This window comes from Pseudomonas koreensis (assembly GCF_025447595.1).
Lineage (GTDB): Bacteria > Pseudomonadota > Gammaproteobacteria > Pseudomonadales > Pseudomonadaceae > Aquipseudomonas > Aquipseudomonas koreensis_H.
The window spans coordinates 40,610-64,648 of the sequence record NZ_JAOEJU010000010.1; the positions used below are offsets into that span (position 1 = coordinate 40,610).

Annotated in this window: 29 protein-coding genes and 1 tRNA gene; 8 read left to right on the forward strand and 22 right to left on the reverse strand. The window is 57.9% G+C overall.

The window, feature by feature from the left end; translation table 11 throughout:
- The first annotated feature begins 58 nt into the window (after window positions 1-58).
- Entirely contained in the window at window positions 59-1,180 is a 1,122-nt protein-coding gene (locus N8H71_RS14350) for a Gfo/Idh/MocA family protein (RefSeq protein WP_262194501.1), read from the forward strand.
- Between the two features lie 143 nt (window positions 1,181-1,323).
- On the opposite strand, the gene N8H71_RS14355 is transcribed toward N8H71_RS14350, so the two are convergent.
- From N8H71_RS14355 to thrS, 9 genes are all read right to left on the reverse strand, one after another.
- Window positions 1,324-1,400, reverse strand: a tRNA-Pro gene (locus tag N8H71_RS14355).
- An 89-nt stretch (window positions 1,401-1,489) separates the two neighbouring features.
- Window positions 1,490-1,846: a MerR family transcriptional regulator gene (locus N8H71_RS14360; protein WP_003179985.1), complete on the reverse strand. Its 357-nt coding sequence runs from the start codon at window positions 1,844-1,846 to the stop codon at window positions 1,490-1,492.
- Complete coding sequence (gene ihfA, locus N8H71_RS14365) at window positions 1,827-2,129, reverse strand: integration host factor subunit alpha (RefSeq protein WP_002553164.1); 303 nt, start codon at window positions 2,127-2,129, stop codon at window positions 1,827-1,829. The genes N8H71_RS14360 and ihfA overlap by 20 nt, the downstream gene beginning before the upstream one ends.
- Window positions 2,130-2,132: 3 nt before the next feature.
- Window positions 2,133-4,511, reverse strand: a complete 2,379-nt coding sequence (gene pheT / locus N8H71_RS14370) for a phenylalanine--tRNA ligase subunit beta (protein WP_085607825.1) — start codon at window positions 4,509-4,511, stop codon at window positions 2,133-2,135.
- Between the two features lie 26 nt (window positions 4,512-4,537).
- A complete protein-coding gene (pheS, locus tag N8H71_RS14375; protein ID WP_011333387.1) occupies window positions 4,538-5,554 on the reverse strand; it encodes a phenylalanine--tRNA ligase subunit alpha in 1,017 nt (338 codons plus the stop codon).
- A gap of 109 nt (window positions 5,555-5,663) precedes the next feature.
- Complete coding sequence (gene rplT, locus N8H71_RS14380; RefSeq protein ID WP_002553161.1) at window positions 5,664-6,020, reverse strand: 50S ribosomal protein L20; 357 nt, start codon at window positions 6,018-6,020, stop codon at window positions 5,664-5,666.
- A 30-nt stretch (window positions 6,021-6,050) separates the two neighbouring features.
- Window positions 6,051-6,245, reverse strand: coding sequence for a 50S ribosomal protein L35 (gene rpmI / locus N8H71_RS14385; protein ID WP_002553160.1), 195 nt, complete (start codon window positions 6,243-6,245; stop codon window positions 6,051-6,053).
- A 60-nt stretch (window positions 6,246-6,305) separates the two neighbouring features.
- On the reverse strand, window positions 6,306-6,857 hold the full coding sequence (gene infC, locus N8H71_RS14390; RefSeq protein ID WP_170929631.1) for a translation initiation factor IF-3: 552 nt from the start codon (window positions 6,855-6,857) through the stop codon (window positions 6,306-6,308).
- Window positions 6,857-8,779, reverse strand: a complete 1,923-nt coding sequence (thrS, locus tag N8H71_RS14395; RefSeq protein ID WP_039771550.1) for a threonine--tRNA ligase — start codon at window positions 8,777-8,779, stop codon at window positions 6,857-6,859. Before thrS ends, infC begins: the two co-directional genes overlap by 1 nt.
- Before the next feature lie 385 nt (window positions 8,780-9,164).
- On the opposite strand from thrS, the gene N8H71_RS14400 reads away from it, so the two are divergent.
- Both N8H71_RS14400 and N8H71_RS14405 read left to right on the forward strand, forming a co-directional pair.
- The gene (locus N8H71_RS14400; protein ID WP_262194502.1) at window positions 9,165-9,467 is read left to right on the forward strand and encodes a hypothetical protein; all 303 of its coding nucleotides are present in this window, start codon (window positions 9,165-9,167) and stop codon (window positions 9,465-9,467) included.
- Window positions 9,468-9,757: 290 nt separating this feature from the next.
- Window positions 9,758-9,970, forward strand: coding sequence for a cold-shock protein (locus N8H71_RS14405; protein WP_007956027.1), 213 nt, complete (start codon window positions 9,758-9,760; stop codon window positions 9,968-9,970).
- 70 nt (window positions 9,971-10,040) lie between these two features.
- Here N8H71_RS14405 and N8H71_RS14410 read toward each other — a convergent pair whose 3' ends face one another.
- Both N8H71_RS14410 and N8H71_RS14415 read right to left on the reverse strand, forming a co-directional pair.
- Window positions 10,041-10,358, reverse strand: coding sequence for an I78 family peptidase inhibitor (locus N8H71_RS14410; protein ID WP_262194504.1), 318 nt, complete (start codon window positions 10,356-10,358; stop codon window positions 10,041-10,043).
- A gap of 166 nt (window positions 10,359-10,524) precedes the next feature.
- On the reverse strand, window positions 10,525-10,830 hold the full coding sequence (locus N8H71_RS14415) for a hypothetical protein (RefSeq protein WP_262194505.1): 306 nt from the start codon (window positions 10,828-10,830) through the stop codon (window positions 10,525-10,527).
- Window positions 10,831-10,957: 127 nt separating this feature from the next.
- On the opposite strand from N8H71_RS14415, the gene N8H71_RS14420 reads away from it, so the two are divergent.
- Complete coding sequence (locus N8H71_RS14420) at window positions 10,958-11,170, forward strand: hypothetical protein (RefSeq protein ID WP_007956023.1); 213 nt, start codon at window positions 10,958-10,960, stop codon at window positions 11,168-11,170.
- 33 nt (window positions 11,171-11,203) lie between these two features.
- Here N8H71_RS14420 and N8H71_RS14425 read toward each other — a convergent pair whose 3' ends face one another.
- The 8 genes from N8H71_RS14425 to N8H71_RS14460 all read right to left on the reverse strand — a co-directional run bounded on the left by N8H71_RS14425 (window position 11,204) and on the right by N8H71_RS14460 (window position 18,843).
- Window positions 11,204-12,232 (reverse strand): nucleoside hydrolase, encoded by a 1,029-nt coding sequence (locus N8H71_RS14425; RefSeq protein WP_085612793.1) that lies wholly within the window; start codon window positions 12,230-12,232, stop codon window positions 11,204-11,206.
- Between the two features lie 44 nt (window positions 12,233-12,276).
- Entirely contained in the window at window positions 12,277-12,681 is a 405-nt protein-coding gene (gene rbsD / locus N8H71_RS14430) for a D-ribose pyranase (protein WP_262194506.1), read from the reverse strand.
- On the reverse strand, window positions 12,678-13,595 hold the full coding sequence (rbsK, locus tag N8H71_RS14435; RefSeq protein WP_262194507.1) for a ribokinase: 918 nt from the start codon (window positions 13,593-13,595) through the stop codon (window positions 12,678-12,680). Before rbsK ends, rbsD begins: the two co-directional genes overlap by 4 nt.
- A 23-nt stretch (window positions 13,596-13,618) precedes the next feature.
- Entirely contained in the window at window positions 13,619-14,638 is a 1,020-nt protein-coding gene (locus N8H71_RS14440; protein WP_262194508.1) for a LacI family DNA-binding transcriptional regulator, read from the reverse strand.
- Between the two features lie 3 nt (window positions 14,639-14,641).
- A complete protein-coding gene (locus tag N8H71_RS14445; protein WP_007956013.1) occupies window positions 14,642-15,619 on the reverse strand; it encodes an ABC transporter permease in 978 nt (325 codons plus the stop codon).
- Window positions 15,616-17,169, reverse strand: coding sequence for a sugar ABC transporter ATP-binding protein (locus N8H71_RS14450; protein WP_262194509.1), 1,554 nt, complete (start codon window positions 17,167-17,169; stop codon window positions 15,616-15,618). The genes N8H71_RS14445 and N8H71_RS14450 overlap by 4 nt, the downstream gene beginning before the upstream one ends.
- A 55-nt stretch (window positions 17,170-17,224) precedes the next feature.
- Window positions 17,225-18,181: a sugar ABC transporter substrate-binding protein gene (locus N8H71_RS14455; RefSeq protein ID WP_207985605.1), complete on the reverse strand. Its 957-nt coding sequence runs from the start codon at window positions 18,179-18,181 to the stop codon at window positions 17,225-17,227.
- A gap of 209 nt (window positions 18,182-18,390) precedes the next feature.
- Window positions 18,391-18,843: a hypothetical protein gene (locus N8H71_RS14460; protein WP_262194511.1), complete on the reverse strand. Its 453-nt coding sequence runs from the start codon at window positions 18,841-18,843 to the stop codon at window positions 18,391-18,393.
- Window positions 18,844-19,192: 349 nt separating this feature from the next.
- Here N8H71_RS14460 and N8H71_RS14465 point away from each other — a divergent pair, with 349 nt between their 5' ends.
- The 3 genes from N8H71_RS14465 to N8H71_RS14475 all read left to right on the forward strand — a co-directional run bounded on the left by N8H71_RS14465 (window position 19,193) and on the right by N8H71_RS14475 (window position 21,449).
- Complete coding sequence (locus N8H71_RS14465; protein WP_007956004.1) at window positions 19,193-20,281, forward strand: asparaginase; 1,089 nt, start codon at window positions 19,193-19,195, stop codon at window positions 20,279-20,281.
- 273 nt (window positions 20,282-20,554) lie between these two features.
- Window positions 20,555-20,755 (forward strand): DUF1654 domain-containing protein, encoded by a 201-nt coding sequence (locus N8H71_RS14470; protein ID WP_347710521.1) that lies wholly within the window; start codon window positions 20,555-20,557, stop codon window positions 20,753-20,755.
- A 4-nt stretch (window positions 20,756-20,759) separates the two neighbouring features.
- On the forward strand, window positions 20,760-21,449 hold the full coding sequence (locus tag N8H71_RS14475; protein WP_262194513.1) for an endonuclease I family protein: 690 nt from the start codon (window positions 20,760-20,762) through the stop codon (window positions 21,447-21,449).
- Window positions 21,450-21,503: 54 nt separating this feature from the next.
- Here N8H71_RS14475 and N8H71_RS14480 read toward each other — a convergent pair whose 3' ends face one another.
- Window positions 21,504-22,406 carry a siderophore-interacting protein gene (locus N8H71_RS14480; RefSeq protein ID WP_262194514.1) on the reverse strand — a complete coding sequence of 301 codons (903 nt, stop codon included), beginning with the start codon at window positions 22,404-22,406 and terminating at the stop codon, window positions 21,504-21,506.
- An 87-nt stretch (window positions 22,407-22,493) separates the two neighbouring features.
- Entirely contained in the window at window positions 22,494-22,859 is a 366-nt protein-coding gene (locus N8H71_RS14485) for an SPOR domain-containing protein (RefSeq protein ID WP_262194515.1), read from the reverse strand.
- A 251-nt stretch (window positions 22,860-23,110) separates the two neighbouring features.
- On the opposite strand from N8H71_RS14485, the gene csrA reads away from it, so the two are divergent.
- Entirely contained in the window at window positions 23,111-23,305 is a 195-nt protein-coding gene (gene csrA, locus N8H71_RS14490) for a carbon storage regulator CsrA (RefSeq protein WP_003179932.1), read from the forward strand.
- 207 nt (window positions 23,306-23,512) lie between these two features.
- Here csrA and N8H71_RS14495 read toward each other — a convergent pair whose 3' ends face one another.
- The gene (locus N8H71_RS14495; protein WP_262194516.1) at window positions 23,513-23,968 is read right to left on the reverse strand and encodes a DUF2214 family protein; all 456 of its coding nucleotides are present in this window, start codon (window positions 23,966-23,968) and stop codon (window positions 23,513-23,515) included.
- Between the last annotated feature and the right edge of the window lie 71 nt (window positions 23,969-24,039).

Sequence of the window (24,039 nt, forward strand, 5' to 3'; positions counted from 1 at the left end):
AAGGAATATTTATTCTATAAACAGGATCTCTGAAAACAAGAACTCAAAGGATCCTGTCATGCGTGAACTCGGAATCGGCCTGATCGGCACGGGCTTCATGGGGCGCGCCCACGCCCTGGCCTTTCGTAATGTCAGCGGGGCATTCGAACTGCCCTTCACCCTTCGCCTGGCCGCTCTGGCTGACGCCGATCCCGCACGCGCACAAGCCTGCGCCACCGCTTGGGGCTTCGAGCAGGCCCATGGCGACTGGCAGCGATTGATCGACGACCCCAAGGTCAGCCTGATCGCCATCACCACACCCAATCACCTGCACTACCCGATGGCCATGGCCGCGCTTGCCGCTGGCAAAGCGGTGTACTGCGAAAAGCCACTGGCAGTGAATCTTGAACAAGCTCATGCGATGCACGTGGCGGCGAAGCATGCCGGCGTCGTCACGCGGGTCGGCTACAACTATCAGCACAACCCGATTATTGGCCTGGCACGCGATCTGATCCTGAGTGGCGAACTCGGCGAGATCATCAGTTTTCAAGGTGAATTCAGCGAAGATTTCATGGCCGATCCAGACTCCCCATGGTCGTGGCGCTGCGAGCCCGAACATGCCGGTGGAGCCCTGGCGGATCTGGGCAGCCACTTGCTCGCCATGGCGCGTTACCTGCTGGGCGATATCGAAGCGGTGTGCGCCGATTCCCAGACCGTCCATGGCCAACGACCAGCCACAACCGGCAGTCAGGAACAACGCCGCATTGGAGTCGACGATCAGACCCACGCACTATTGCGCTTTGCCAGCGGTGCGCGCGGCACCTTCAGCAGCAGCTGGCTCAAGCATGGCTACAAGAATCATCTGAGCTTCGAGGTCAGCGGCACCCGAGGCACCCTGGCGTTCGATCAGGAGCGCTTGAACGAATTACGCCTGTGCCGCGCCGGCCAAGGCGGCTTCCAGCGTTTACTGGCCGGACCGGACTTGCCCGGCTACGCAGCCTTCAGCCCGGCGCCGGGGCATCAGCTGGGCTACAACGAGCTGAAGACGCTGGAAGTGCATGAACTGATCATGGCGTTGGCGGGGAACGGGCAAACGGGGACTGATTTCGAGGAGGCGTTTGAAGTTGAAAGGCTGGCGACAGCAGTTCGGGTCGCGGCTGAGGAGCGGCGCTGGGTGTCTGTCAGTGAAATCACTGGCTAATTTTACGTGGGCACAAAAAAGCCGATCTGGATGATCGGCTTGAGTGTCTGACTTCGATGAGGAGGGAAACTGGATCCCCTGCAAAAGTCCCTGTACATGAAAAAGCCCAACTCGCTAAAGTTTGGCTAAGTCATTGAATTATATGGTCGGGACGGAGTGATTCGAACACTCGACCCCTAGCACCCCATGCTAGTGCGCTACCGGACTGCGCTACGCCCCGACTAGGTTTGAAACTCGTTCTCCATCTCGAAGAACGCTCATGAATATATCGCAAGCTTTTGAAAACTGGAAGTATTTAAAAGCAGGAAATTATTTCTTGAGAACCACCAGAACATCTTCGAGCTCGGCGATCATCTGGCGGATCATTTGCTTGTATTGGGTGGTGTCGTCTTTGGCTTCATCGCCGGACAGACGCAGGCGCGCGCCGCCGATGGTAAACCCCTGATCGTAAAGGAGCGCGCGGATCTGCCGGATCATCAGCACGTCCTGGCGCTGATAATACCGGCGGTTCCCGCGGCGTTTGACGGGGTTGAGCTGAGGAAACTCCTGCTCCCAGTAGCGCAGCACGTGCGGCTTTACCGCACACAGCTCGCTGACTTCACCGATGGTGAAGTAGCGTTTGCCCGGGATGACGGGTAGTTCGTCGTTATGACTTGGTTCCAGCATAAGCCTCAACTCGGGCCTTCAACTTCTGCCCTGGACGAAAGGTGACCACACGGCGAGCCGTGATCGGGATTTCTTCCCCCGTTTTCGGGTTGCGGCCAGGCCGCTGGCGTTTGTCCCGAAGGTCGAAATTGCCGAAACCCGACAATTTGACCTGCTCGTTGTCTTCAAGAGCGTGCCTGATTTCCTCGAAAAACAGTTCAACCAATTCCTTGGCTTCCCGCTTGTTCAGGCCCAGCTCTTCATACAGACGTTCCGCCATCTCAGCTTTCGTCAAAGCCCCCATACGTCACTTCCTTAACGTGGCGTTCAACCTTTGTTCGAGCGAGGTGAGGATATTTTGCGTCGTCGAATTCACCTCATCGTCATTAAGAGTGCGCGATGGATGCTGCCAGGTCAAGCCGACTGCGAGGCTTTTTCTATCAGGATCAATGCCTTTACCCTGATACACGTCAAATAGCCTGAGGTCTGTCAGCCATTCGCCTGCATTTTCACGGATTACGTCCAGTACAGCCGAGGCTGCAACGTCTTTGTGCGCAATCAGTGCCAGGTCACGACGCACTTCAGGAAAGCGCGACAACTCGTGGAATTTCGGCATTTTACCCAGAGCGACTTCAGCCAGAACCAGCTCGAAGACGAAGACCGGACGATCGAGACCCAGGGATTTCGACAACTCAGGGTGAATCGCGCCGATGAAGCCCACTTCACGCCCTTCTCGCTCGATGCGTGCGGTCTGGCCTGGATGCAGCGCAGGATGCTTGCCCGGTGCAAAAGTGAACTGATCCAGCGCACCGGCAAAGCCCAGCACCGCTTCTACGTCAGCCTTGACGTCGAAGAAGTCCACGGTATCGCGACCTTGCGCCCAGCCTTCCGGCAGACGGCTGCCGCACACCACACCGGCGATCATCGGCTCTTGCTTCAGACCTTCCAGCTGACCGACAAAGCGCAGGCCGCTCTCGAACAGACGAACACGATCCTGCTGACGGTTGAGGTTGTGCTGCAGCGCCTTGACCAGGCCCGGCCACAGCGACGAACGCATGGCGGCCATGTCATTGGAGATCGGGTTCGCCAACAACAGTGGCTCGACGCCCGGGTTGAACAGCTCGAACTGCTTCGGATCGATGAAGCTGTAAGTGATCGCTTCCTGGTAGCCACGGGCAACCAGCAGACGACGCAGTTCCGGCAGATCGCTGCGCGCTTCGGCCTTGGCCTGTGGCGCCAGACGAGCTTGCGGGTAACGAACCGGCAGGCGGTTGTAACCGTACAGACGCGCCAGTTCTTCGATCAGATCGACTTCCAGGCTGATGTCGAAGCGATGGCTTGGCACTTCTACGCGCCATTGCCCTGCTCCGTCGGCGGAAACTTTCAGGCCCAAAGCGTTGAGCAGACGCTCGACTTCGGCCGAATCCATTTCCATGCCCAGCATCTGGGTGATGCGCTGAGCACGCAGGGTGATCGGCGCGATCGACGGCAGATGCTGCTCGCTGACGGTCTCGATGATCGGGCCGGCTTCGCCACCGGTGATTTCCAGCAGCAGGCCAGTGGCGCGCTCCATGGCTTCACGGGCCAGTTGCCAGTCCACGCCACGCTCGTAGCGGTGCGAAGCGTCGGTGTGCAGACCGTAGGAACGAGCCTTGCCCGCCACCGCGATCTGATCGAAGAATGCACTCTCAAGGAATACGTCACGAGTGGTCGCGGAAACACCGCTGTGCTCGCCACCCATCACGCCGGCAATGGCCAAAGCGCGAGTGTGGTCGGCGATCACCAGCGTATCGCTACGCAGGCTGACTTCCTGACCGTCGAGCAGTACGAGCTTCTCGCCCTCTTCCGCCATGCGCACACGAATGCCGCCATTGATTTCGGCGAGATCGAAGGCGTGCAGCGGCTGGCCCAGTTCGAGCATCACGTAGTTGGTGATGTCGACGGCGGCGTCGATGCTGCGGACTTCGGCGCGACGCAGGCGCTCAACCATCCACAGCGGCGTCGGCCTGGACAGGTCAACGTTGCGGATGACACGGCCCAGATAACGCGGGCAGGCAGCAGGTGCCAGGACTTCTACCGAGCGCACTTCGTCGTGTACCGCCGGAACGGTCATCACCACCGGGCGAGTGACCGGAGCGTCATACAGCGCGCCGACTTCACGGGCCAGACCGGCCAGCGACAGGCAGTCGCCACGGTTCGGAGTCAGATCGACTTCGATGCTGGCGTCTTCCAGGTCCAGATAAACACGGAAATCTTCGCCCACCGGCGCATCGGCCGGCAGCTCCATCAGACCGTCATTGCCTTCACCGACCTGCAGCTCGGATTGCGAGCACAGCATGCCGTTGGACTCGACGCCGCGCAGCTTGGCCTTCTTGATCTTGAAGTCGCCCGGCAGCTCGGCACCGATCATCGCGAACGGAATCTTCAGGCCCGGACGCACGTTTGGCGCACCGCACACGACCTGGAAGGTTTCCGCGCCATTGCTGACCTGGCACACGCGCAATTTGTCGGCATCGGGATGCTGCTCGGTGCTCAGCACCTCGCCCACCACCACGCCACTGAAAACACCGGCGGCCGGCGTAACGCTATCGACCTCAAGACCGGCCATCGACAGACGGGCAACCAGCGCGTCGCGATCTACCTGCGGGCTGACCCAGCCACGCAGCCATTGTTCACTGAATTTCATCCTGCTCTCCTAAGAATTCGTTACGACTAGCGAAATTGCGCGAGGAACCGCAAGTCGTTGTCGAAGAACAGACGCAAGTCGTTCACGCCGTAACGCAGCATGGCCAGACGCTCAACGCCCATGCCGAAGGCAAAGCCCGAGAACTCTTCCGGATCAATCCCGGACATGCGCAGCACGTTCGGATGAACCATGCCGCAGCCCATCACTTCCAGCCAACCAGTCTGTTTGCAGACGCGGCAGCCTTTACCGCTGCACATCACGCATTCCATGTCGACTTCGGCGGAAGGCTCGGTGAACGGGAAGTACGAAGGACGGAAACGCACGGCCAGTTCTTTTTCGAAGAACACCCGCAGGAACTCTTCGATCGTGCCTTTGAGGTCGGCGAAGTTGATATCGCGATCAACCAGCAGGCCTTCGACCTGGTGGAACATCGGCGAGTGGGTGATATCGGAGTCGCTGCGATACACGCGGCCTGGGCAGACGATGCGGATCGGCGGCTTTTTCGATTCCATGGTGCGGACCTGTACCGGCGAGGTATGGGTGCGCAGCAACATGTTGGCATTGAAATAGAAGGTGTCGTGCATCGACCGGGCCGGGTGATGGCCTGGGATGTTGAGCGCCTCGAAGTTGTGATAGTCGTCTTCGACCTCAGGGCCTTCGGCAATGCCGTAGCCGATATGGGTGAAGAACTGTTCGATACGTTCCAGAGTCCGGGTTACCGGATGCAGACCACCGGAGGTCTGACCGCGGCCCGGCAGCGTCACGTCAATGGATTCGGCAGACAGCTTGGCAGCCAGTTCGGCTTCCTCAAACAGAGCCATACGCGCATTGAGAACGCCTGTTACACGTTCCTTGGCAACGTTGATCAGGGCGCCGACTTGCGGACGCTCTTCTGCCGGCAAATTCCCCAGGGTCTTCATCACCTGAGTCAATTCACCCTTTTTGCCAAGGTATTGAACCCGGATTTGCTCCAGGGCATTGATATCTTCAGCGCTTTGCACAGCCTCTAGTGCTTGAGAGACCAGCGCATCCAGGTTTTCCATGTACAGACTCCAGATACAAAATAGGGGAAGAGCTTGAAGGCTCTTCCCCTATTTATGACGTTTAACACCTGACCCCACAGAGGTGAGGCCGGGTGACTGTCGGGGGTACTTAAGCCAAGGTGGCTTTAGCTTTCTCGACAATCGCAGCAAACGCCGCTTTTTCGTTCACTGCCAGATCAGCCAGAACCTTACGGTCGATCTCGATGGACGCTTTTTTCAGGCCAGCGATGAAACGGCTGTAGGACAGACCGTTAACACGAGCACCAGCGTTGATACGAGCGATCCACAGAGCGCGGAACTGACGTTTTTTCTGACGACGGTCACGGTAGGCGTATTGGCCTGCCTTGATTACCGCTTGCTTGGCAACACGGAATACGCGGGAGCGTGCGCCGTAGTAGCCTTTAGCAAGTTTCAGAATTTTTTTGTGACGTTTACGGGCAATGACGCCACGCTTTACACGAGCCATGAGTTACTTCCTCTATTCTTGATCCAAAAATTAACGAAGGCGCAGCATGCGCTCGACTTTTGCCACGTCAGACGGATGCAGCAAGCTGCTACCGCGCAGTTGACGCTTACGCTTGGTCGACATTTTGGTCAGGATGTGGCTCTTGAAAGCGTGCTTGTGCTTGATACCGTTAGCAGTTTTCAGAAACCGCTTAGCAGCACCACTTTTGGTTTTCATCTTTGGCATGTTCGGATACTCCGCATTCAGTTGATAAACATAATCAGAAGGCCTGCCGTGCCCTGTTGATTACTTCTTCTTTTTCGGGGCGATGACCATGATCAGCTGGCGTCCTTCCATCTTAGGATGCTGTTCGACCGAACCGTACTCGAGCAGGTCTTGTTCAACCCGCTTGAGGAGTTCCATCCCCAGCTCCTGGTGGGCCATCTCACGGCCGCGGAATCGCAAGGATACCTTGGCCCTGTCCCCGTCACTCAGGAAACGTACCAGGTTGCGCAGTTTTACCTGGTAATCCCCTTCCTCCGTCCCTGGACGAAACTTGATTTCTTTTACCTGAATCTGCTTCTGGTTTTTCTTCGCTGCTGCAATCTGCTTCTTCTTTTCGAAGATCGATTTGCCGTAGTCCATCACCCGGCAAACCGGTGGGACTGCGTCAGCAGAGATTTCTACCAGATCAAGCTTTGCTTCTTCAGCAATACGAAGCGCTTCATCAATCGAGACGATGCCAATCTGCTCGCCATCAGCGCCAATTAACCGAACCTCGCGTGCCGAGATATTCTCGTTGATCGGGGCTTTCGGTGCAGTTCGTTTATCTTGTCTCATTTCACGCTTAATAATAATTACTCCGAATCTGGGCGACCACGCCGGGAAACCGCTTGCGCGAGAAACTCAGCGAACTGGGCGACGGGCATCGAGCCCAGGTCAGCACCTTCACGAGTACGCACAGCGACAGTCTGCATCTCGACTTCCTTATCTCCAATAACCAAGAGATATGGAACCTTGAGCAAAGTATGCTCGCGGATTTTAAAGCCGATCTTTTCATTTCTCAAGTCAGACTTGGCACGAAACCCGCTTTCGTTGAGAGTTTTTTCGACCTGAGCGACGAAATCTGCCTGTTTATCAGTGATATTCATGATCACTGCCTGAGTTGGCGCCAGCCACGCAGGGAATGCACCTTCGTAGTGCTCGATCAGAATCCCGACGAAACGCTCGAACGAACCGAGGATCGCGCGGTGCAACATGACCGGATGCTTGCGGCTGTTGTCCTCGGAAACGTATTCGGCACCGAGACGCACTGGCAGGTTGAAATCGAGCTGCAAGGTACCACATTGCCACACGCGACCGAGGCAATCTTTCAGCGAGAATTCGATTTTCGGACCGTAGAAAGCACCCTCGCCCGGTTGCAGATCGTACGGCAGGCCCGCGCTATCAAGGGCGGCGGCCAGTGCAGCTTCGGCGCGATCCCACAACTCGTCGGAACCGACGCGTTTTTCCGGACGAGTGGACAGCTTCATTTCGACATCGGTAAAGCCGAAGTCGCGATAAACATCCATGGTCAGCTTGATGAACGCAGCGGATTCAGCCTGCATCTGCTCTTCGGTGCAGAAGATGTGGGCGTCGTCCTGAGTGAACGCACGCACACGCATGATGCCGTGCAGTGCGCCCGATGGCTCGTTACGGTGGCAGGCACCGAACTCGGCCAGGCGCATCGGCAACTCGCGGTAGCTTTTGAGACCCTGATTGAACACCTGCACGTGGCATGGGCAGTTCATCGGCTTGATGGCGTAATCGCGGCTTTCCGACTCAGTGGTGAACATGTTGTCGGCATAGTTGGCCCAGTGCCCGGATTTCTCCCACAGGCTGCGGTCAACGACTTGCGGCGTCTTGATCTCGAGATAGCCGTTGTCGCGCTGCACTTTGCGCATGTACTGCTCGAGTACCTGGTACAGCGTCCAGCCATTCGGGTGCCAGAACACCATGCCCGGCGCTTCTTCCTGGGTATGGAACAGGCCCAGGCGCTTGCCGATCTTGCGGTGATCGCGCTTTTCAGCTTCTTCGATGCGCTGGATGTACGCTGCCAATTGCTTCTTGTCAGCCCAGGCAGTGCCGTAAACGCGCTGCAATTGCTCGTTTTTGGCGTCGCCGCGCCAGTAGGCGCCGGACAGCTTGGTCAGCTTGAAGGATTTCAGGAAGCGGGTGTTCGGCACGTGCGGACCGCGGCACATGTCGACGTATTCTTCGTGATAGTACAGGCCCATCGCCTGCTCGTTCGGCATGTCTTCGACCAGACGCAGTTTGTAGTCTTCGCCACGGGCCTTGAACACTTCGATCACTTCGGCACGCGGAGTGACTTTCTTGATGACGTCATATTCTGTATCGATCAGCTGTTGCATGCGCTGTTCGATGGCCGCCATGTCGTCCGGAGTAAAAGGACGCTCGAAGGCGATGTCGTAATAGAAACCTTCGTCGATGACCGGCCCGATGACCATTTTGGCGGTCGGGTACAACTGCTTGACCGCATGGCCGACCAGGTGGGCGCAAGAGTGGCGAATGATCTCCAGCCCCTCTTCATCCTTTGGCGTGATGATTTGCAGCGTCGCGTCGCTGTCGATGATGTCGCTGGCGTCGACCAGCTTGCCGTTCACTTTGCCGGCCAGGGTGGCCTTGGCCAGGCCTGCACCAATGGATGCGGCGACCTCGGCTACGGAAACCGGGTGATCGAATGAGCGTTGACTGCCGTCGGGAAGAGTAATAGTTGGCATGGCGCCTCCTCTCCTAGTGGTGACCCCTACCAAAGGTCACGTGGGTTGGGATGAGCCAGTACAAGATCCGATCCAGGCCATTCAATGACGAACGCCTGCCTTACAGCGGCAGGAGCCTTGCGGCCAACCGGAAAACCGAACCAGAGTGACTGGGATTCAAATCAGAATATTCGAACGATGCCGCTGCCGGGACTGAAGGTCACCAAGAGCCTGCGAACGTTCGAGCGACGCATGCTAGCACAGATGAACGGTCGCCGACGCACTGCGGTTTTGCCTGCCTGTTTTTCGCGAGAGGCAAATCGTCCGATTTGTGCCAGAGTGCTGAACTTGATCGGCCTTTCGCCCCTCAGATAACAAGACATTGACCCACAAGGAGCATCCTCGCATGCGTCTTAACACCCTGCTTGCAGCAGTCGCCCCCATTGTTCTGCTGCTTCCGCTGAGCGCCCATGCCGACTGGACGAAAGGCGAACGTGAAAAATACATGGCTCAGTGCACCCAGGCGGCCACTCCGCAAATCGGTGCCGCTGCCGCAAAATCCCATTGTGCGTGCGGCGCGGATGCCATCAAATCTTACCCGGCCAGCGACATTCAGGCCCTGATGGACAACAAGGCAAGTCAGGATTTGCAGCAGAAAGCCTTGGGTCAAATTGCCAAATGCAAGGCAAATACCCCAGCGAAAAAGTGATTAAACAGGCCCTTTTTTAGCCCTTAGCGTTGCGAAAAAGCAGCCGATTCAAGCTTTTTCGAACGATTTATGCAGGTTTTACAGGTTTTTTTATTGTCTTTACTTTTCGCTCAAAGCCTTTTAAACCGGGGCCTCCAGCTGAAACAGGCAGTAAAGAAAAGACGACTGATTGGCAAACAGCACGTCCGGGGGGCTACCAAAGCGAACATTTCGACTATGATACCCCGGTGTGCCCAGTTGGCCTGAGCAGCACAGTACTACTGAAAATATATGTTTCTTGGAGATACACCATGTCTAATCGCCAAACCGGCACCGTTAAATGGTTCAACGATGAAAAAGGCTTCGGCTTCATCACTCCTCAAGGTGGCGGTGACGACCTGTTCGTACACTTCAAAGCTATCGAAACTGACGGTTTCAAAAGCCTGAAAGAAGGCCAGACCGTTTCCTTCGTGGCTGAGAAAGGCCAAAAGGGTATGCAAGCTGCACAAGTTCGCCCAGAGTAATCTCCCGGCGCACTAAAAAAACCCCGTCCATGTGACGGGGTTTTTTATGGGTGAAACAAAGCCCTGAGGCTCAGCCGCAGTTGACGCGGGTGACCACCAGGTTCTGATCGGTATTCAGGTTGAGACGATCGGAGCGGTACTCCAAGGTAATCATGTCATTCGGCTTGAGGAACCGGGCGTTCTGCGCACCGGCCTTTTTGCGTGCCTGCTCCAACAGCTCCGGCGAGGCTTTCTTGCCGAGAGCAAACTCCGCCGCTGACGCCTCACAACGACCATGACCGGCTTCAGTCGTCACGGGGTCCTTCTGCGACTCACTGGAAGTTGTACTGCAACCAGCCAACAGAGCAACGGCCATCAATGCACCCAGTGACGCGAACTTCCAAGGCATGAAGCCTCCTTATTTCAATTTTGAGCAGAGTTCGTGCGACCGCCAATACCGCTATTGGTTTCACGGTGAGTGCTATCACCCTGCCCCACGATCGGAAAAACGCCGAGTGTGCCTGAGCAACGCCTGAAGCATCACCCCGTAAAACGTCACTGAATATTAATGACGCTCAGTAGACATCAATGTAGTCGTAGGGCGGATTCGGCCAGTTGTCCTTGAGCGCATTGAAGATTTGCATGACCCAGACTTCATCGCTGGCCGCGACATTTCCCACGTATCCCGAGCCTTTTGCCCAGGTTTCCAGACGAAACAGCAGGCTATCGATGTCCTGGCCGCCAGTGACACCCGAAGAGATATAGGCGATCCCGCCCTTGGTCACGCGCAGTTGGGTGTGTTCGTCATCACTGGCCGACGCCAGCATCCGACGGACTGCATCAAGGGTCAGGCCGTCGGGGCTATTCAAATCGATCTGCACAGCGCAATCCTTGTTTTTGTGGAAACGACCAAGTGTCGCATAGCCCTGCGCTCATGCCTAAGTCGCAGTGCCAAACGCTCGGCAAAGTGGTTAACTCAAAACTCCGATCCCGCGACCGAGCCTTGCCATGACCACTGTAAGCATTACCGCCGACATCAAGGCCACCTGGCCACAAGGGCACAGTTCTTACAGTCCGGGCAGTCCGGAGGAATTGGCACTGATCAGCATCGACCTGCTGGTGAAGACACTTGGTACGCAGGGCGCGCAGTCATTCATCGCACAGCTGTTCGAGAAGTATCCCGATGACTTCAAGGGGACATCGGATACCGAGAGGGAGTAAAAGCCCGCAAGCTGGCACCTGCGGGCGTATGGTTTACTTCAGACGCTTCAGACGCTCGGTCAGCAGATCGAAGAAGCCCTGGGCGTCGCCGTTCTCCACCCAGAAGGCGTTCTTTGGCGCCTTCAGGCCGTCATACCAGTCGACAATGGTCTGGCCGAAGGTCGGGCCTTCACGGCTGTCGACCACCACATTCACCGACCGGCCAGTGAACAGCTCGGGCTTGAGCAGATAAGCCACGACGGTGGCGTCATGCACCGGGCCACCCGGAATGCCGTAGTGCTCCATATCCCCTTTGATGTACTCGTTGAGGATGTCGCCGACAATCTTGCTCGCATTGTTGTTCAGCGCCGCAATCTGCTTCAGGCGTGCATCGCTGGTCAGGATCTTGTGGGTCACGTCCAGCGGCAGGTAAGTCAGTTTCACGCCGCTTTTGAGCACCACTTCTGCTGCTTGCGGGTCGGCGTACAGGTTGAATTCGGCCACTGGCGTGATGTTGCCGCCATTGAAGTGGGCGCCCCCCATGATCACCACCTCCTTGATTCCCTGAACAATCTCCGGCTCCTGAATCAGCGCCAGGGCCAGGTTGGTCTGCGGGCCGAGCATCGCAATGGTGATGCTGTGCGGCTTGGCTTTTTTCAGGGTATCGATCAGGTAGTTGACCGCATTGCCTTCAGCCAGGCCTTTTTTCGGCTCATGCACCGTGACACCCGACAGGCCTTCCTTGCCATGGATGTTTTCGGCGTAGATTGGCGTGCGCATCAGCGGCTTCGGCGCACCGGCGTACACCGGAATCTCTTCCCGCCCTGCCCACTCACGGGCCAAACGCGCATTGCGCGAAGTCTTGTCCAGACGCACGTTGCCGGCCACTGTGGTCAACGCACGAATGTTCAGCTCCTCCGGGGAGGCCAGGGCAAACAACAGGGCGACCACGTCGTCGGCGCCCGGATCGGTGTCGATGATCAGGTCGATCTTTTCCGCCGCCTGGGCGCCGGTCGCGGTTATCACGGACAAAAGCAGCAGACTCCGAATCAATTGATGCATTTTTTGAGCATAGCGGTGCATGGCGCATTCCTTGTGCATGTGAAATCGAATGGGTCGAAAACCCGTCAGAAAGTAACCCCGGCCACCAGCACGATGTTGCAGTACGGCTGACATTCGCCCGTACGAACAATCGCTCGTGCCTGTCGGCTGAGTACCTTGAATTGCTCGTGACTGAGCAGATCGCGTCGTCCGAGCGAGCCTTCGTCATTCAGCTCGTCCAGCGTGGACAGCGCGGTCGGTTGTTTGTCGAAAATCTCCTTGGCCAGCGCATGGCTTTCCACCTGCATTTCGCTGAGCACGACTTTCAGGGTGCTGACGAAATCCGGCACGCCATGCGTCAACGCCAGGTCGATCAAATCGACACCCGGTGGCACCGGCAGGCCGGCATCACCGATCACGACCATGTCGCCATGCCCAAGGGAAGCAATCAGCCGCGACAGGGCGACATTGAGCAAAGGAGTCTTTTTCATGCGGGTTTGAATGCCTGTACGTCGGAGGTGGTGGGAATGGACGGCTGGGCACCTGCCCGGGTAACCGACAGGGCCGCAGCGACCTGCCCGAAACGAATGGCCTCGGCCTCGGTTCTGCCGGCTGCCAGTGCAGCTGCAAATCCGCCGACAAACGTGTCCCCGGCGGCGGTGGTATCGACAGCCTTCACTTTGGGTGCAGGAAAATGTTGGTAACCCGTGCCATTGGCGAACAAAGATCCTTGAGCACCCAACGTGATAATGACCTTGCCGGCGCCCAGTGAAATCAGGTACGCCGCGGCCTTTTCAGCGGTCTCCAGCGAGTCCACCGCCATACCACTCAGGGCAGCGGCCTCGCTCTCGTTGGGAATCAGGTAATCGATGGCGGCAAACCAGTCCGCAGGCAGCGGGCGACTGGCCGGCGCGGGGTTGAGGATGACCGTCTTGCCCAGTTCACGCCCGCGCTTGAGCGCATGGCCTACGGTGGCATCGGGAATTTCCAGCTGGCAGATGATCACGTCCGCCGCTTGCAGCACAGCGTCGAAACGGTCGATGACCGCCGGGGTCATCGAACCATTGGCACCGGCCACGATGACAATAGCGTTCTGACTGTTGTCATCGACCACGATCAGCGCCACGCCACTGGAATCCTCCACCACGCTGACCGCCTGACAATCGATCTGCTCGGCCAGCAACGCGTCGCGCAACTGAACGCCATAAGCATCGTTGCCGACACAGCCGACCATCGACACCTGCGCACCCAGGCGCGCAGCAGCCACCGCCTGATTGGCGCCCTTGCCCCCGGACACGGTGGCGAAGGAATGACCGATCAGCGTCTCACCGCCCCGAGGCAAGCGCGGCGCCCGCGTGACCAGGTCCATGTTCAGGCTGCCTATTACCACTACATTTGCGGACATACATCACTACTCTTCAATTCGTTTCAGCGGTATTCGGTGAACACGCCGGACAGCGGTGCAGTCGATTCGCGCAGGACAATACTCGGGGTCACGATCCGCTGATCCGTCGCCAGACCCGGGGTGGCAATTCTTCGCAACAAGACTTCCGCGGCCATCTCGCCGAGTTGCAAGATCGACTGCCCCACGGTCGTCAGCGCTGGATACACGTAACGGCTCATCTGGATATCGTCGAAGCCGATCACCGACAGCTCGGCAGGCACTCGCACATTGCGTTCCGCAGCGGCCCGCAACACACCAATGCCGATCATGTCGTTACCGGCGAAGATCGCGCTCGGCGGGTTGCGCTCAAGCAGGACCGAAGCCGCGTTGTAACCACCAGTGCTGGTGAAGTCGCTTTCCAGCATGCGCGACGGGGACACTTCAACGCCGGCCTCTTTCAGCGCTCGAGCAAAACCGGCCTGGCGCATTTGCGCGACGCTGGTACTGGCCGGACCACCGATCGTGGCGATATCGCGATGACCAAGCTCAAGCAGATGCCGCGTCGCGAGGTACGCGCCATATTCGTGATCGATGCGCACCAGGTCGGCATCCACGCCTTCGAGTCCGCGGTCGACGATCACCATCGGCGTCTTCACACCGGCCAGTCCTTGCGCCAGACCGCTGTCGCCACCCGCAGAGGCGACGATCAAGCCGTCGATGCGTTTTTCCAACAGGACCCGCAGGTAGCTGCGCTGCTTGTCCGGGTTGTCGTCGGAGTTGCAGAGAATCACGCAGTAGCCGTTACGCTCGCAGCAATCCTCAATCCCGCGCGCCAGTTCGGCGAAGTACGGGTTGAGGCTGTTGGGCACCAGCAAACCGATGGTGGCAGTGGTTTTCGCTTTCAGCGAACGGGCCACCGCGCTCGGCACATAATCGAGACTCTTGATCGCCGCCTCGACCTTGAGCCGCACTTCTTCGCTCACCGGTCGGGTCTTGTTTACTACGTGGGACACGGTCGTGTAGGAAATTCCTGCAAGTGCCGCCACATCCTTGATCGTTGCCATTTATCAGCCCCGTCGGCTTGCGCGTTGACTGCGATAGGTGTCGAGCACCACGGCGATCACGATCACCGCACCGGTGATGATGCGCTTGGTCGGTTCGGTTGCGCCAATCTGCGCCAGACCGGCCGCCAGCACAGAGATGATCAACACACCGAAAAAGGTGCTGATCACCGAACCACGTCCGCCCATCAGGCTGGTGCCGCCGATCACCACGGCAGCGATCACTTGCAGTTCAAGACCGGAACCAGCGTTCGGGTCAGCCGCTTCCAGGCGGGAAATCTGGAACAGCGCCGCGATGCCGGCAAGCAGGCCCATCAGGCTGAACACCAGGATCTTGTAGGGCTTGGGATTGATCCCCGCCAGACGCACCGCTTCTTCGTTGGTGCCGATGCCGATCAGGTAGCGACCGAACACGGTACGGGTCAGAACAGCCTGGGCAATGAAGATGACCAGCAAGGCAATGATGAACGACGGCGAAATACCGAAGGCGATCGGGTTCGACAGCCAGGCGAAGGAGTCACCGATGTAGGCCGTGCGCGAACCAGTCATCTGATAGGCCAGACCACGGGCCATCTCCAGAACACCCAGAGACACGATGAACGAAGGAATTCGCCACGCCACGGTAATCGAACCGGTAACCGTGCCGGCCAACGCCGCAACGGCCATACCCAGCAAGGCAGCCGGCAATACGCTCCAGCCCCAGCCAAGAATCGCTACGCTGACGGTAGATGCCGCGAGTGCCAGTACCGAGCCTACCGACAGGTCAATCCCGCCGATGATCAGGACAAACGTCATGCCCACCGCCAGAACCATCAGGTCGGGAATCTGGTTGGCCAGGGTGCTGAAGGTGTTGTACGACAGGAAATGGCTGCTCATGACCGAGAACAGCGCAATCATTGCCAGCAACGCGCCAGCCAGGCCCAGGTAAGTGCCAAGGCCGTAGAAATTGCCACTGGATTTGCCGGCGGAAGATGCAGTTTTCATGGGAGATCCCTAGGCGCCGCTTCGTTGAGCAACGCATCACGTTTCTGGTAGCCGGCGAACGCGGCGGCAAGCAAGTCATCCTGGGTCCAGCTGTCGCGCTCGAACGTGTCGATCAGGCGCCCCGCCGACAACACGCCGATGCGGTCGCAAATCAGCATCAACTCGCGCAGGTCGCTGGACACCACGACCAGCGCCTTGCCCTGCCGGGTCAGTTCGCCGAGCAAGGCATAAATATCGAATTTGGCGCCGACATCGATACCGCGAGTCGGCTCGTCGAACAGCAGCACCGAACAGTCGCGCTCGAGCCAGCGTCCGATCACCACCTTTTGCTGATTACCGCCTGACAACTCCGACACCAATTGCGTCGGGCTGGAACTGCGGATGCGCATCGCGTCGATCTGCCGCTGCGCGAGCTTCGTTTCATCGCCGTTGTTGACGAACCCGCCGTTGGAAATCTCCGGCATGTTGCCCAAGGCAATGTTGGCGCTGATCGACTGGCTCAATAGCAGGCCTTCGCCCTTGCGATCCTCGGTTATCAGGGCGATACCGTTGCGCACGGCGTCGACTGGCGAGCGAATGCTCACCGCTCTTGCCGGAGAACCGAGCGCGACCGTGCCGCTGTCCGCAACATCGGCGCCAAAGATCAGCCGCAAAAGTTCGGTGCGCCCTGCCCCGATCAGACCGGAGATGCCAAAAATTTCACCGGCGCGTACTTCAAAGGACACGTCGCGCACCTTGTCGGAGCGGGTCAGGCCTTTGATCGTCAGGGCCGGCGCACCGATGTTGCGAGCCCCCAGATCGATATGCTCGCCCAGCTCGCGACCGACCATCAGGGTGACCAGTTGCTCGCTGTTGTAATTGGCCATCGGCTCGACGCAAACCAGGTTGCCGTCGCGCAACACGGCAATGCGCTGTGCGACCCGGGCCAGTTCTTCAAGTCGGTGGGAGATGTAGATGATCGAGACGCCACGCGCCTGCAACCGGGTGATCTGCTCGAACAGCATCTCGACTTCACGGGCCGTCAGCATCGCGGTCGGCTCGTCGAGGATCAGCACATGACAATCGCCGATCAGGTTACGGGCGATCTCGACCATTTGCTGGTGACCGATGCCCAGCTCGCCGACCAGCGTGTCCGGGTCGATGGCATCGAGGCCGACTTGAGCCATGGCTTCGATAGCGGCCTTGCGCAGCTGCTTGCGGCTGATCCAGCCACCGTTGCTCGGCAGGTTGTCGAGGAACAGATTCTCCGCCACCGAAAGCGTCGGCAACAGATTGAGCTCTTGCATGACCATGCGCACACCCAGCTCTTCAGCCTGCGTGCGGCTGCCGGGACGATATTCCTTGCCCTGGAACTGCATCTGGCCGGTGGTAGGCGTGACCAGCCCGCCGATGATTTTCGACAGGGTACTTTTGCCGGCACCGTTCTCACCGGTCAGCGCCAGCACTTCACCGCGCATCAACGTCAGGTCGATGCCGGTCAGAACCGGTTGCGCATAGGTCATGCCGATACCGCTGACCGAGAGGACAGCGTTCGGAGCGGAAACTGACATAAAAATCTCCATGCGCTCGCCCGGACGGACGAGCGCCATTGTGTCGCCAGAGGACTTACTGGGTGACCAGCTCGACCGGAGTTTCGATCACGCCGTTCGCACCACTGTCGACCTTCTCGCCCTTGATGATTTTCAGCGCGGTCTCGATGCCAAACACCGCTTGCTTCGCGGCATACTGATCGGCAGTCGCCAGAACGCGGCCGTCCTTCAGCATCGGCTTGATGGCATTGATGTTGTCGTAACCGACAACCTTCACCTGACCGGCCTTGCCGGCAGCACGCACGGCAGAAACGGCGCCCACGGCCATGCTGTCGTTGCCGGCCAGCAGCGCCTTGACGTCCGGGTATTCGCTGAGAATCGAAGCGGCCACCTTGTTGCCCTTATCGATTTCCCAATCGCCGGACTGCAGGGAAACAACCTTGATCTGCGCAGCCTCCATCGCATCCTTGAAGCCAGCGGTACGCTGCTGGGCGTTGGTCGTCGTGGAGACGCCTTCAATGATGCCGACTTCGTCACCGGCCTTCAGTTGTTTGGCCAGGTACTCGCCCACCAGACGCGCGCCTTTGCGGTTGTCCGGACCTACGAACGGAACGCTGATGTTCTTGCTTTTGATCACAGCCGGATCGAGCTGGTTGTCGATGTTGATCACGGTGATACCGGCATCGACGGCTTTCTTGATCACCGGCACCATAGCCTTGGAATCAGACGGTGCGATGACCAGTGCGTTGACCTTAGCCAGAATCATCTGCTCGACGATGCGCGTCTGCCCCGCCGTGTCGGTTTCGTCCTTGATGCCGTTGGAGATCAGGTCGAAATCGGCGGAATGTTCTTTCTGGTAGGCCTTGGCGCCGTCTTCCATGGTCAGGAAGAATTCGTTGGCCAGGGATTTCATGACCAGGGCGACTTTGGGTTTTTCAGGGGATTCGGCGAAAGCCGAAGAGACAGGCAGTGCGGCGGATGCGGCAGCCAGCATGGCGACAGCAAGAAGACGTCCAGCGAATGGCAGCTTCATGGGTTCACTCCGATCTTATGATTATTGTGAGCAACGCTTGCGCTGGCGTAAGCTCGCTGCACCCCCACGATAATTCAACCCATCGCGAAGGACGCGCAAACGTTTGCGTAGATCGAACTATGCGAATCACGCCGACATTTGTCAACAATCGAAAATCGGAAACCGGTATTGCATCGCAGGGCGAATCCAACGATCCGCCCCTTGAGTGCTCAAACCGTGGTATTGACCACATTACCGGCAGAAGAACCCTTCGACATTTCCTTGACCAGTGCAGCCGAGACTTCCAGCAGCGCACCGCTGGTTTGAGCGATCTGCCCCTGGATTGACATCACCGCTTGCGACTTGGCTTCGGGCGTTGGATAACTCGCAGCCTGCGCGGCAGCCAGTTGCTGTTGCTGCTCCTGAAGCTGCTTCTGCAATTCCTGCATGCGTTTCAACAACGTCTTGATAGTGACGCTCAGATTGTCACCGCCTTCAGCCTCGCTTGCGCTTGCTTCCTGGGCAGGACCACCGGTTCTGACCTGATTGGTTTCAACCTTCTCGGTACCCAGTGCCTCGGCAGACGCGTCGGCTTCAGCTTCACTCATTGCGTTGATCGTCGCTGCAGTTTTGCCGCCGATCGTGACCGAACCGGGATTTGAAAAACCGATAGTCAGTGACATTTGAACTCCTGAAAAATTGGATCCCTATCAAGGCGCATCGGCCAGCGCGCCGTTTTCTTTAGCAGAGATCTGGAAAGCAGCCAGTTCAGTTTGTGGACGAGGCTCGTAGTCCTTTTCGGTGAGCCGAACGAGAATACATCCCGTGTTCGGAAACCCGGATGAGCGAGGAAAGCTCACAACCACTCTTCGAATAAATCTTGATTTAAATCATAAGGTTAAACATTTCTCTGAAGCAAAGTACGACTGGTACAGATCCTGCTCCCTCCCTGCACCCCTGGCATTCAGATCAGCCCGGGGCGCATCTAGATGAACCTGCATCAGCACCGTCTCACTACTAGAGAGAAAAATAATGACATCTGCTTTGAAGAGTTTCGTTCCGGGCGCTTTGGCCCTCCTCCTGCTCCTGCCAACCGCCCTCCAGGCAAAAGAAGCTGAAACCCAGGCCAAACTGGCCAACGTAGTGGTACTGGCCACCGGTGGCACCATCGCCGGCGCGGGCGCAAGCGCAGCCAACAGTGCGACCTATCAGGCCGCGAAAGTGGGCATCGAGCAATTGATCGCCGGCATTCCCGAACTGAGCACCCTGGCCAATGTGCGTGGCGAACAGGTCATGCAAATCGCCTCGGAAAGCATCACCAACGAAAACCTCCTGCAACTGGGTCGTCGCGTTTCCGAACTGGCCGACAGCAAAGACGTCGATGGCATCGTCATCACCCACGGCACCGACACCCTGGAAGAGACCGCGTACTTCCTGAACCTGGTGGAAAAAACCGACAAGCCGATCATCGTCGTCGGCTCCATGCGCCCGGGTACCGCCATGTCGGCGGACGGCATGCTGAACCTGTACAACGCCGTGGCCGTCGCCAGCAGCAAAGAAGCTCGCGGCAAGGGCGTACTGGTGACTCTCAATGATGAAATCCAGTCGGGTCGCGATGTCAGCAAGATGATCAACATCAAGACCGAAGCCTTCAAAAGCGCCTGGGGCCCGCTCGGCATGGTGGTAGAAGGCAAATCCTACTGGTTCCGCCTGCCAGCCAAGCGCCACACCATGGATTCGGAATTCGATATCAAAAACATCAAGAGTCTTCCTGATGTAGAAATCGCCTATTCCTACGGCAATGTCAGCGACACAGCTTACAAGGCCCTCGCCCAGTCAGGCGCCAAGGCGATCATCCATGCAGGCACAGGCAACGGCTCGGTTTCCTCCCGTGTGGTTCCGACCCTGCAAGCGCTGCGCAAGGACGGCGTGCAGATCATTCGCTCGTCTCACGTCAACGCCGGAGGTTTCGTTCTGCGCAACGCCGAACAGCCTGACGACAAATACGACTGGGTGGTTGCTCACGACCTGAACCCACAGAAAGCCCGCATCCTGGCCATGGTCGCGCTGACCAAGACCAACGACAGCAAAGAGCTGCAACGGATGTTCTGGGAATACTGATTTGCCTTCGCCCGATCCTTTCCTGATCGGGCACTGACTTCACCCTTCGTCAATCTGACGGAGGGTGAAGCTCCCGCATCCCCCAAAGAAAAATTTCATCTACGTGACATCAAAACCGGAAAACCGCTGTCAGAGGTTTTTCTTGAATTTTAAGCAGTTGCGAAAATGCCTACAGTTAAATACTGTATGCACGTACAGCTTAATAAGGATAACCTCGTGGCCACTTCCCCTGACGCTCCTGACGCTCCTGACGCTCCTGACGCTTACGAACGCATGGGCATGCGCGTTCAAAAAATCATCAACTCCCCCACCGCACAAAAAGCCAAGGCCGCACTGATCTTCCGCCTCCCGGATGAACCGACGGATGAGTGGGAACGCCTGCTGGAAGAGATCGACGAGAACGACAACGTCACCCTCGCCTACCGCGACGATGGCGGCGTACAGATTTTCTGGGTTGTACCGAAGGAAGATTGATTCAATGATTCTGCGCTTTGCTGCTGTGCTGTTGCTGTTCGTTTCCCTTGGTGCGCAAGCTGGCGCGCCGCGTACGTTCACCGAGGCTAAGAAGGTCGCCTGGAAGCTGTACGCTCCACAATCCACCGAGTTTTATTGCGGGTGCAAATACACCGGCAACAAGGTCGATCTGGCCGCCTGCGGCTATGTCCCACGCAAGAACGCCAAGCGTGCGTCCCGCATCGAATGGGAGCACATCGTTCCGGCCTGGCAGTTCGGCCATCAGCGTCAATGCTGGCAGGAAGGCGGTCGCAAGAACTGCACACGCTACGACTCAAGCTATCAAAAAGCCGAAGCCGACCTGCACAACCTGGTTCCGAGCATCGGCGAGGTGAATGGCGACCGGAGCAATTTCAGCTACGGCTGGCTACCGGTCGAAAAAGGTCAGTACGGCTCATGCCTGACACAGGTCGACTTCAAGGCGAAGAAGGTCATGCCTCGCCCCTCGATTCGCGGCATGATCGCCCGCACCTACTTTTACATGAGCAAACAATACGGCTTGCGCTTGTCGAAGCAGGATCGGCAATTGTACGAAGCCTGGGACAAGACTTATCCAGTGCAAGACTGGGAGCGCCAGCGTAACCAGAGCGTCGCGTGCGTGATGGGACGCGGCAACGAATTTGTCGGCCCGGTGAACCTGAAAGCCTGCGGTTGATTGTCTACTCAAAAGAAAAGGCCTTGAGCGATAAACTCAAGGCCTTTTTTGTGCTCAACCGCCGGACTTGTTGTAGCGCCAATAGCCCATCAGATTGAGCGACTCGCGGGGAATGCCACGCTCCTTGATCAGGTATTTGCGCAGGCTCATGACCGCAGCGGACTCTCCGGCGATCCAGCCATAGAATCCGTCGGCAGCCGTATCGGCGATCTCCCAAAGAATCTCTTCCTCGATGTCGACATCTGCCAGTTCAACCACCTGCCCAACCGGCGATGCATCGACAGGCAGCGTCGCCTGCCGCACGGCTTCCACCATCAACGTGCCGGCGGCTGCGTGATCGCGGATCAGCCACTGTACCGAAAGTCCGGGCCAGTCAGGAACCGCCAACATGTCGTCACGACTGTCGACTTCAAAGAACGCCTGAGCCTGCGGCGGTTCAGCCAGTGTCGCCAGCTCTTCCAGAATCCCCATGGCGGCCGGCAAGGCAGTCGAATCGGCGACCAGCAGAAGTTGCTTGAGCGCTTGCGGGGGCTTCCATTCAAATCCTCCCGCTTCCTGGGCCGAGAATCGGTTGTCGGGAGCGAGAATCTGCATCGACTCGCCAGGCTGCGCTCGCATCGCCCAACGGGACGCCGGACCAGTCTCACCGTGCAGGACGAAATCGATATCGACTTCGCCCGACTCGGCGCGCAAGTGGCGAATGGTGTAGGTGCGCATCGCCGGGCGACGATCAACCAGCATCGAGCGGAAACGGGCGTACCACCCTTCGCCCTGAGAAAGCCTGGCGGGTGAACCGTCGGCTGCCGGGAAAAACAGCTTTACTCGCTGATCCGGCGCCCAGGTTGCCATTTCGGTGACAGCGGGGCTTGCGAGCGTGACTCGCATGAGATGCGGGCTCAACTGCTGCTTGTGACGCAAAACAACGTCGAACAATTTGTAAGGATTGGCGGAGGCCATGCGGAGCTCCTTCTGGACATCTTCAGTGATTGCTTTAAAAACGAATCACGGGGGACACCCTTTAGTCAGCTCCGCCGAATGGATCGCTTATTGCGCGGCCGTGCGCTCGATCACCAGCGTCTCGATGTTCTGTTTCTTCGCCTTGATCAACGCTGCGTTCACATCCGCCTGGCGTGCCTCGGCGTCAGCTTTCGAATTGAAAGGACCGAGGAGGATCCGGGTCTTGCCGCCGGCATCCTTGATGACGCTGGCCACGAAGGCATGCTCGATCAGCCAGCCGCTGAGGTCGCTGACGGCTTGAGGTGTTTCACCCCGCACTTCCAGATCCCACTGCGGGCCCACCACAGCAGGCGCCGTTACCACCGCCGATTTCGGCTTCTGCGCATCCACACTCTTGCCTTCGCCACATCCTGCCAATGCCAGTGCCGCAACTACCCAGACCAATTTGCGCACAACGCTTCCCTCAAAATTCTCAAAGCGGCGATCTTAACATTCGAGAATAGTTTCGGAGTCCCACAAAATGTGGCACAAAACTACGAGATTGATGCTGGCGGCCCCTGTATAGTTACGCGCTGGGAATTAATGCCGCATCTGCGCGTCAGAAAGAGGCACCCAAACTGCGCGACTTCGCACTAATCTATACGTACCACCGACCTCTGCACTGTCTGAATCAGGTGCCCTACAAAGCAATCAAGGAGAAGACCATGCTGATACTCACCCGCAAAGTCGGTGAAAGCATAAACATTGGTGATGACATTACGATCACCATTCTCGGCGTCAGCGGCCAGCAAGTTCGAATCGGCATCAATGCTCCGAAGAACGTTGCAGTGCATCGTGAAGAAATCTACCAGCGTATCCAGGCTGGCCTGACCGCACCGGACAAGCCACAAACGCCCTGAGCCCTATCGCAGTCAGTAGCCAGTTCGTTTGCCTGCACGCAATGACTGGCTAAAGATGCAAGCGCCGTATTGCCATTCCCCCACCTCTTTGGTGACGGCGCGCGCCACGCCCCTTCCTGCCTCAATCCTTCTCGCAACCGATACTAACCGCCATTCAATGGACTGGCTGTCGGACATTTCCGAATAGCGGCCAGGAATCTCGCCCGCCTAGCCGAATGTGACGCCACGCGCCATCCCGGTGGCCGCTACAACCATCATTATCAACAGCAGCGCTTCGGCATGACTGATCCGTGCGAATACCTTCGCACGTCCTGTATCAGGGGCAGAGCCGCGCGCCTTGGCCACGCGCCACTTGATCAAGGTGATCATCGGAACGAGCTCCAGAAGCAGAATCAGCACAAACAGCGTCATCTTCAGATGGAACAGCGGCTGGTGCAGATAGTAGTCGGCTCCCTTCTCATAACCTCCGAAGGCGCGCATGCCGCCGGTGATGAGCAAGACCAGCGCCGAAAGCCCCCATAGATTGTCGGCAAGCAATACGCGCCCGACCTCACCGGAGCCGGACGCCAGGCGACTGAAAGCCGTCCCACGCGTCAACACTGCCCAGAAGCCCACGGCAAACGCCAGTAAATGAATCGCTGCAAGAAACCAATGAACCAGCATCGATGAACTCCTGTCCGGCAGAGTTGAAAACAGCCAAACAGTAGTAGTCGAAAAAGTGTGGGGTTGCCTGT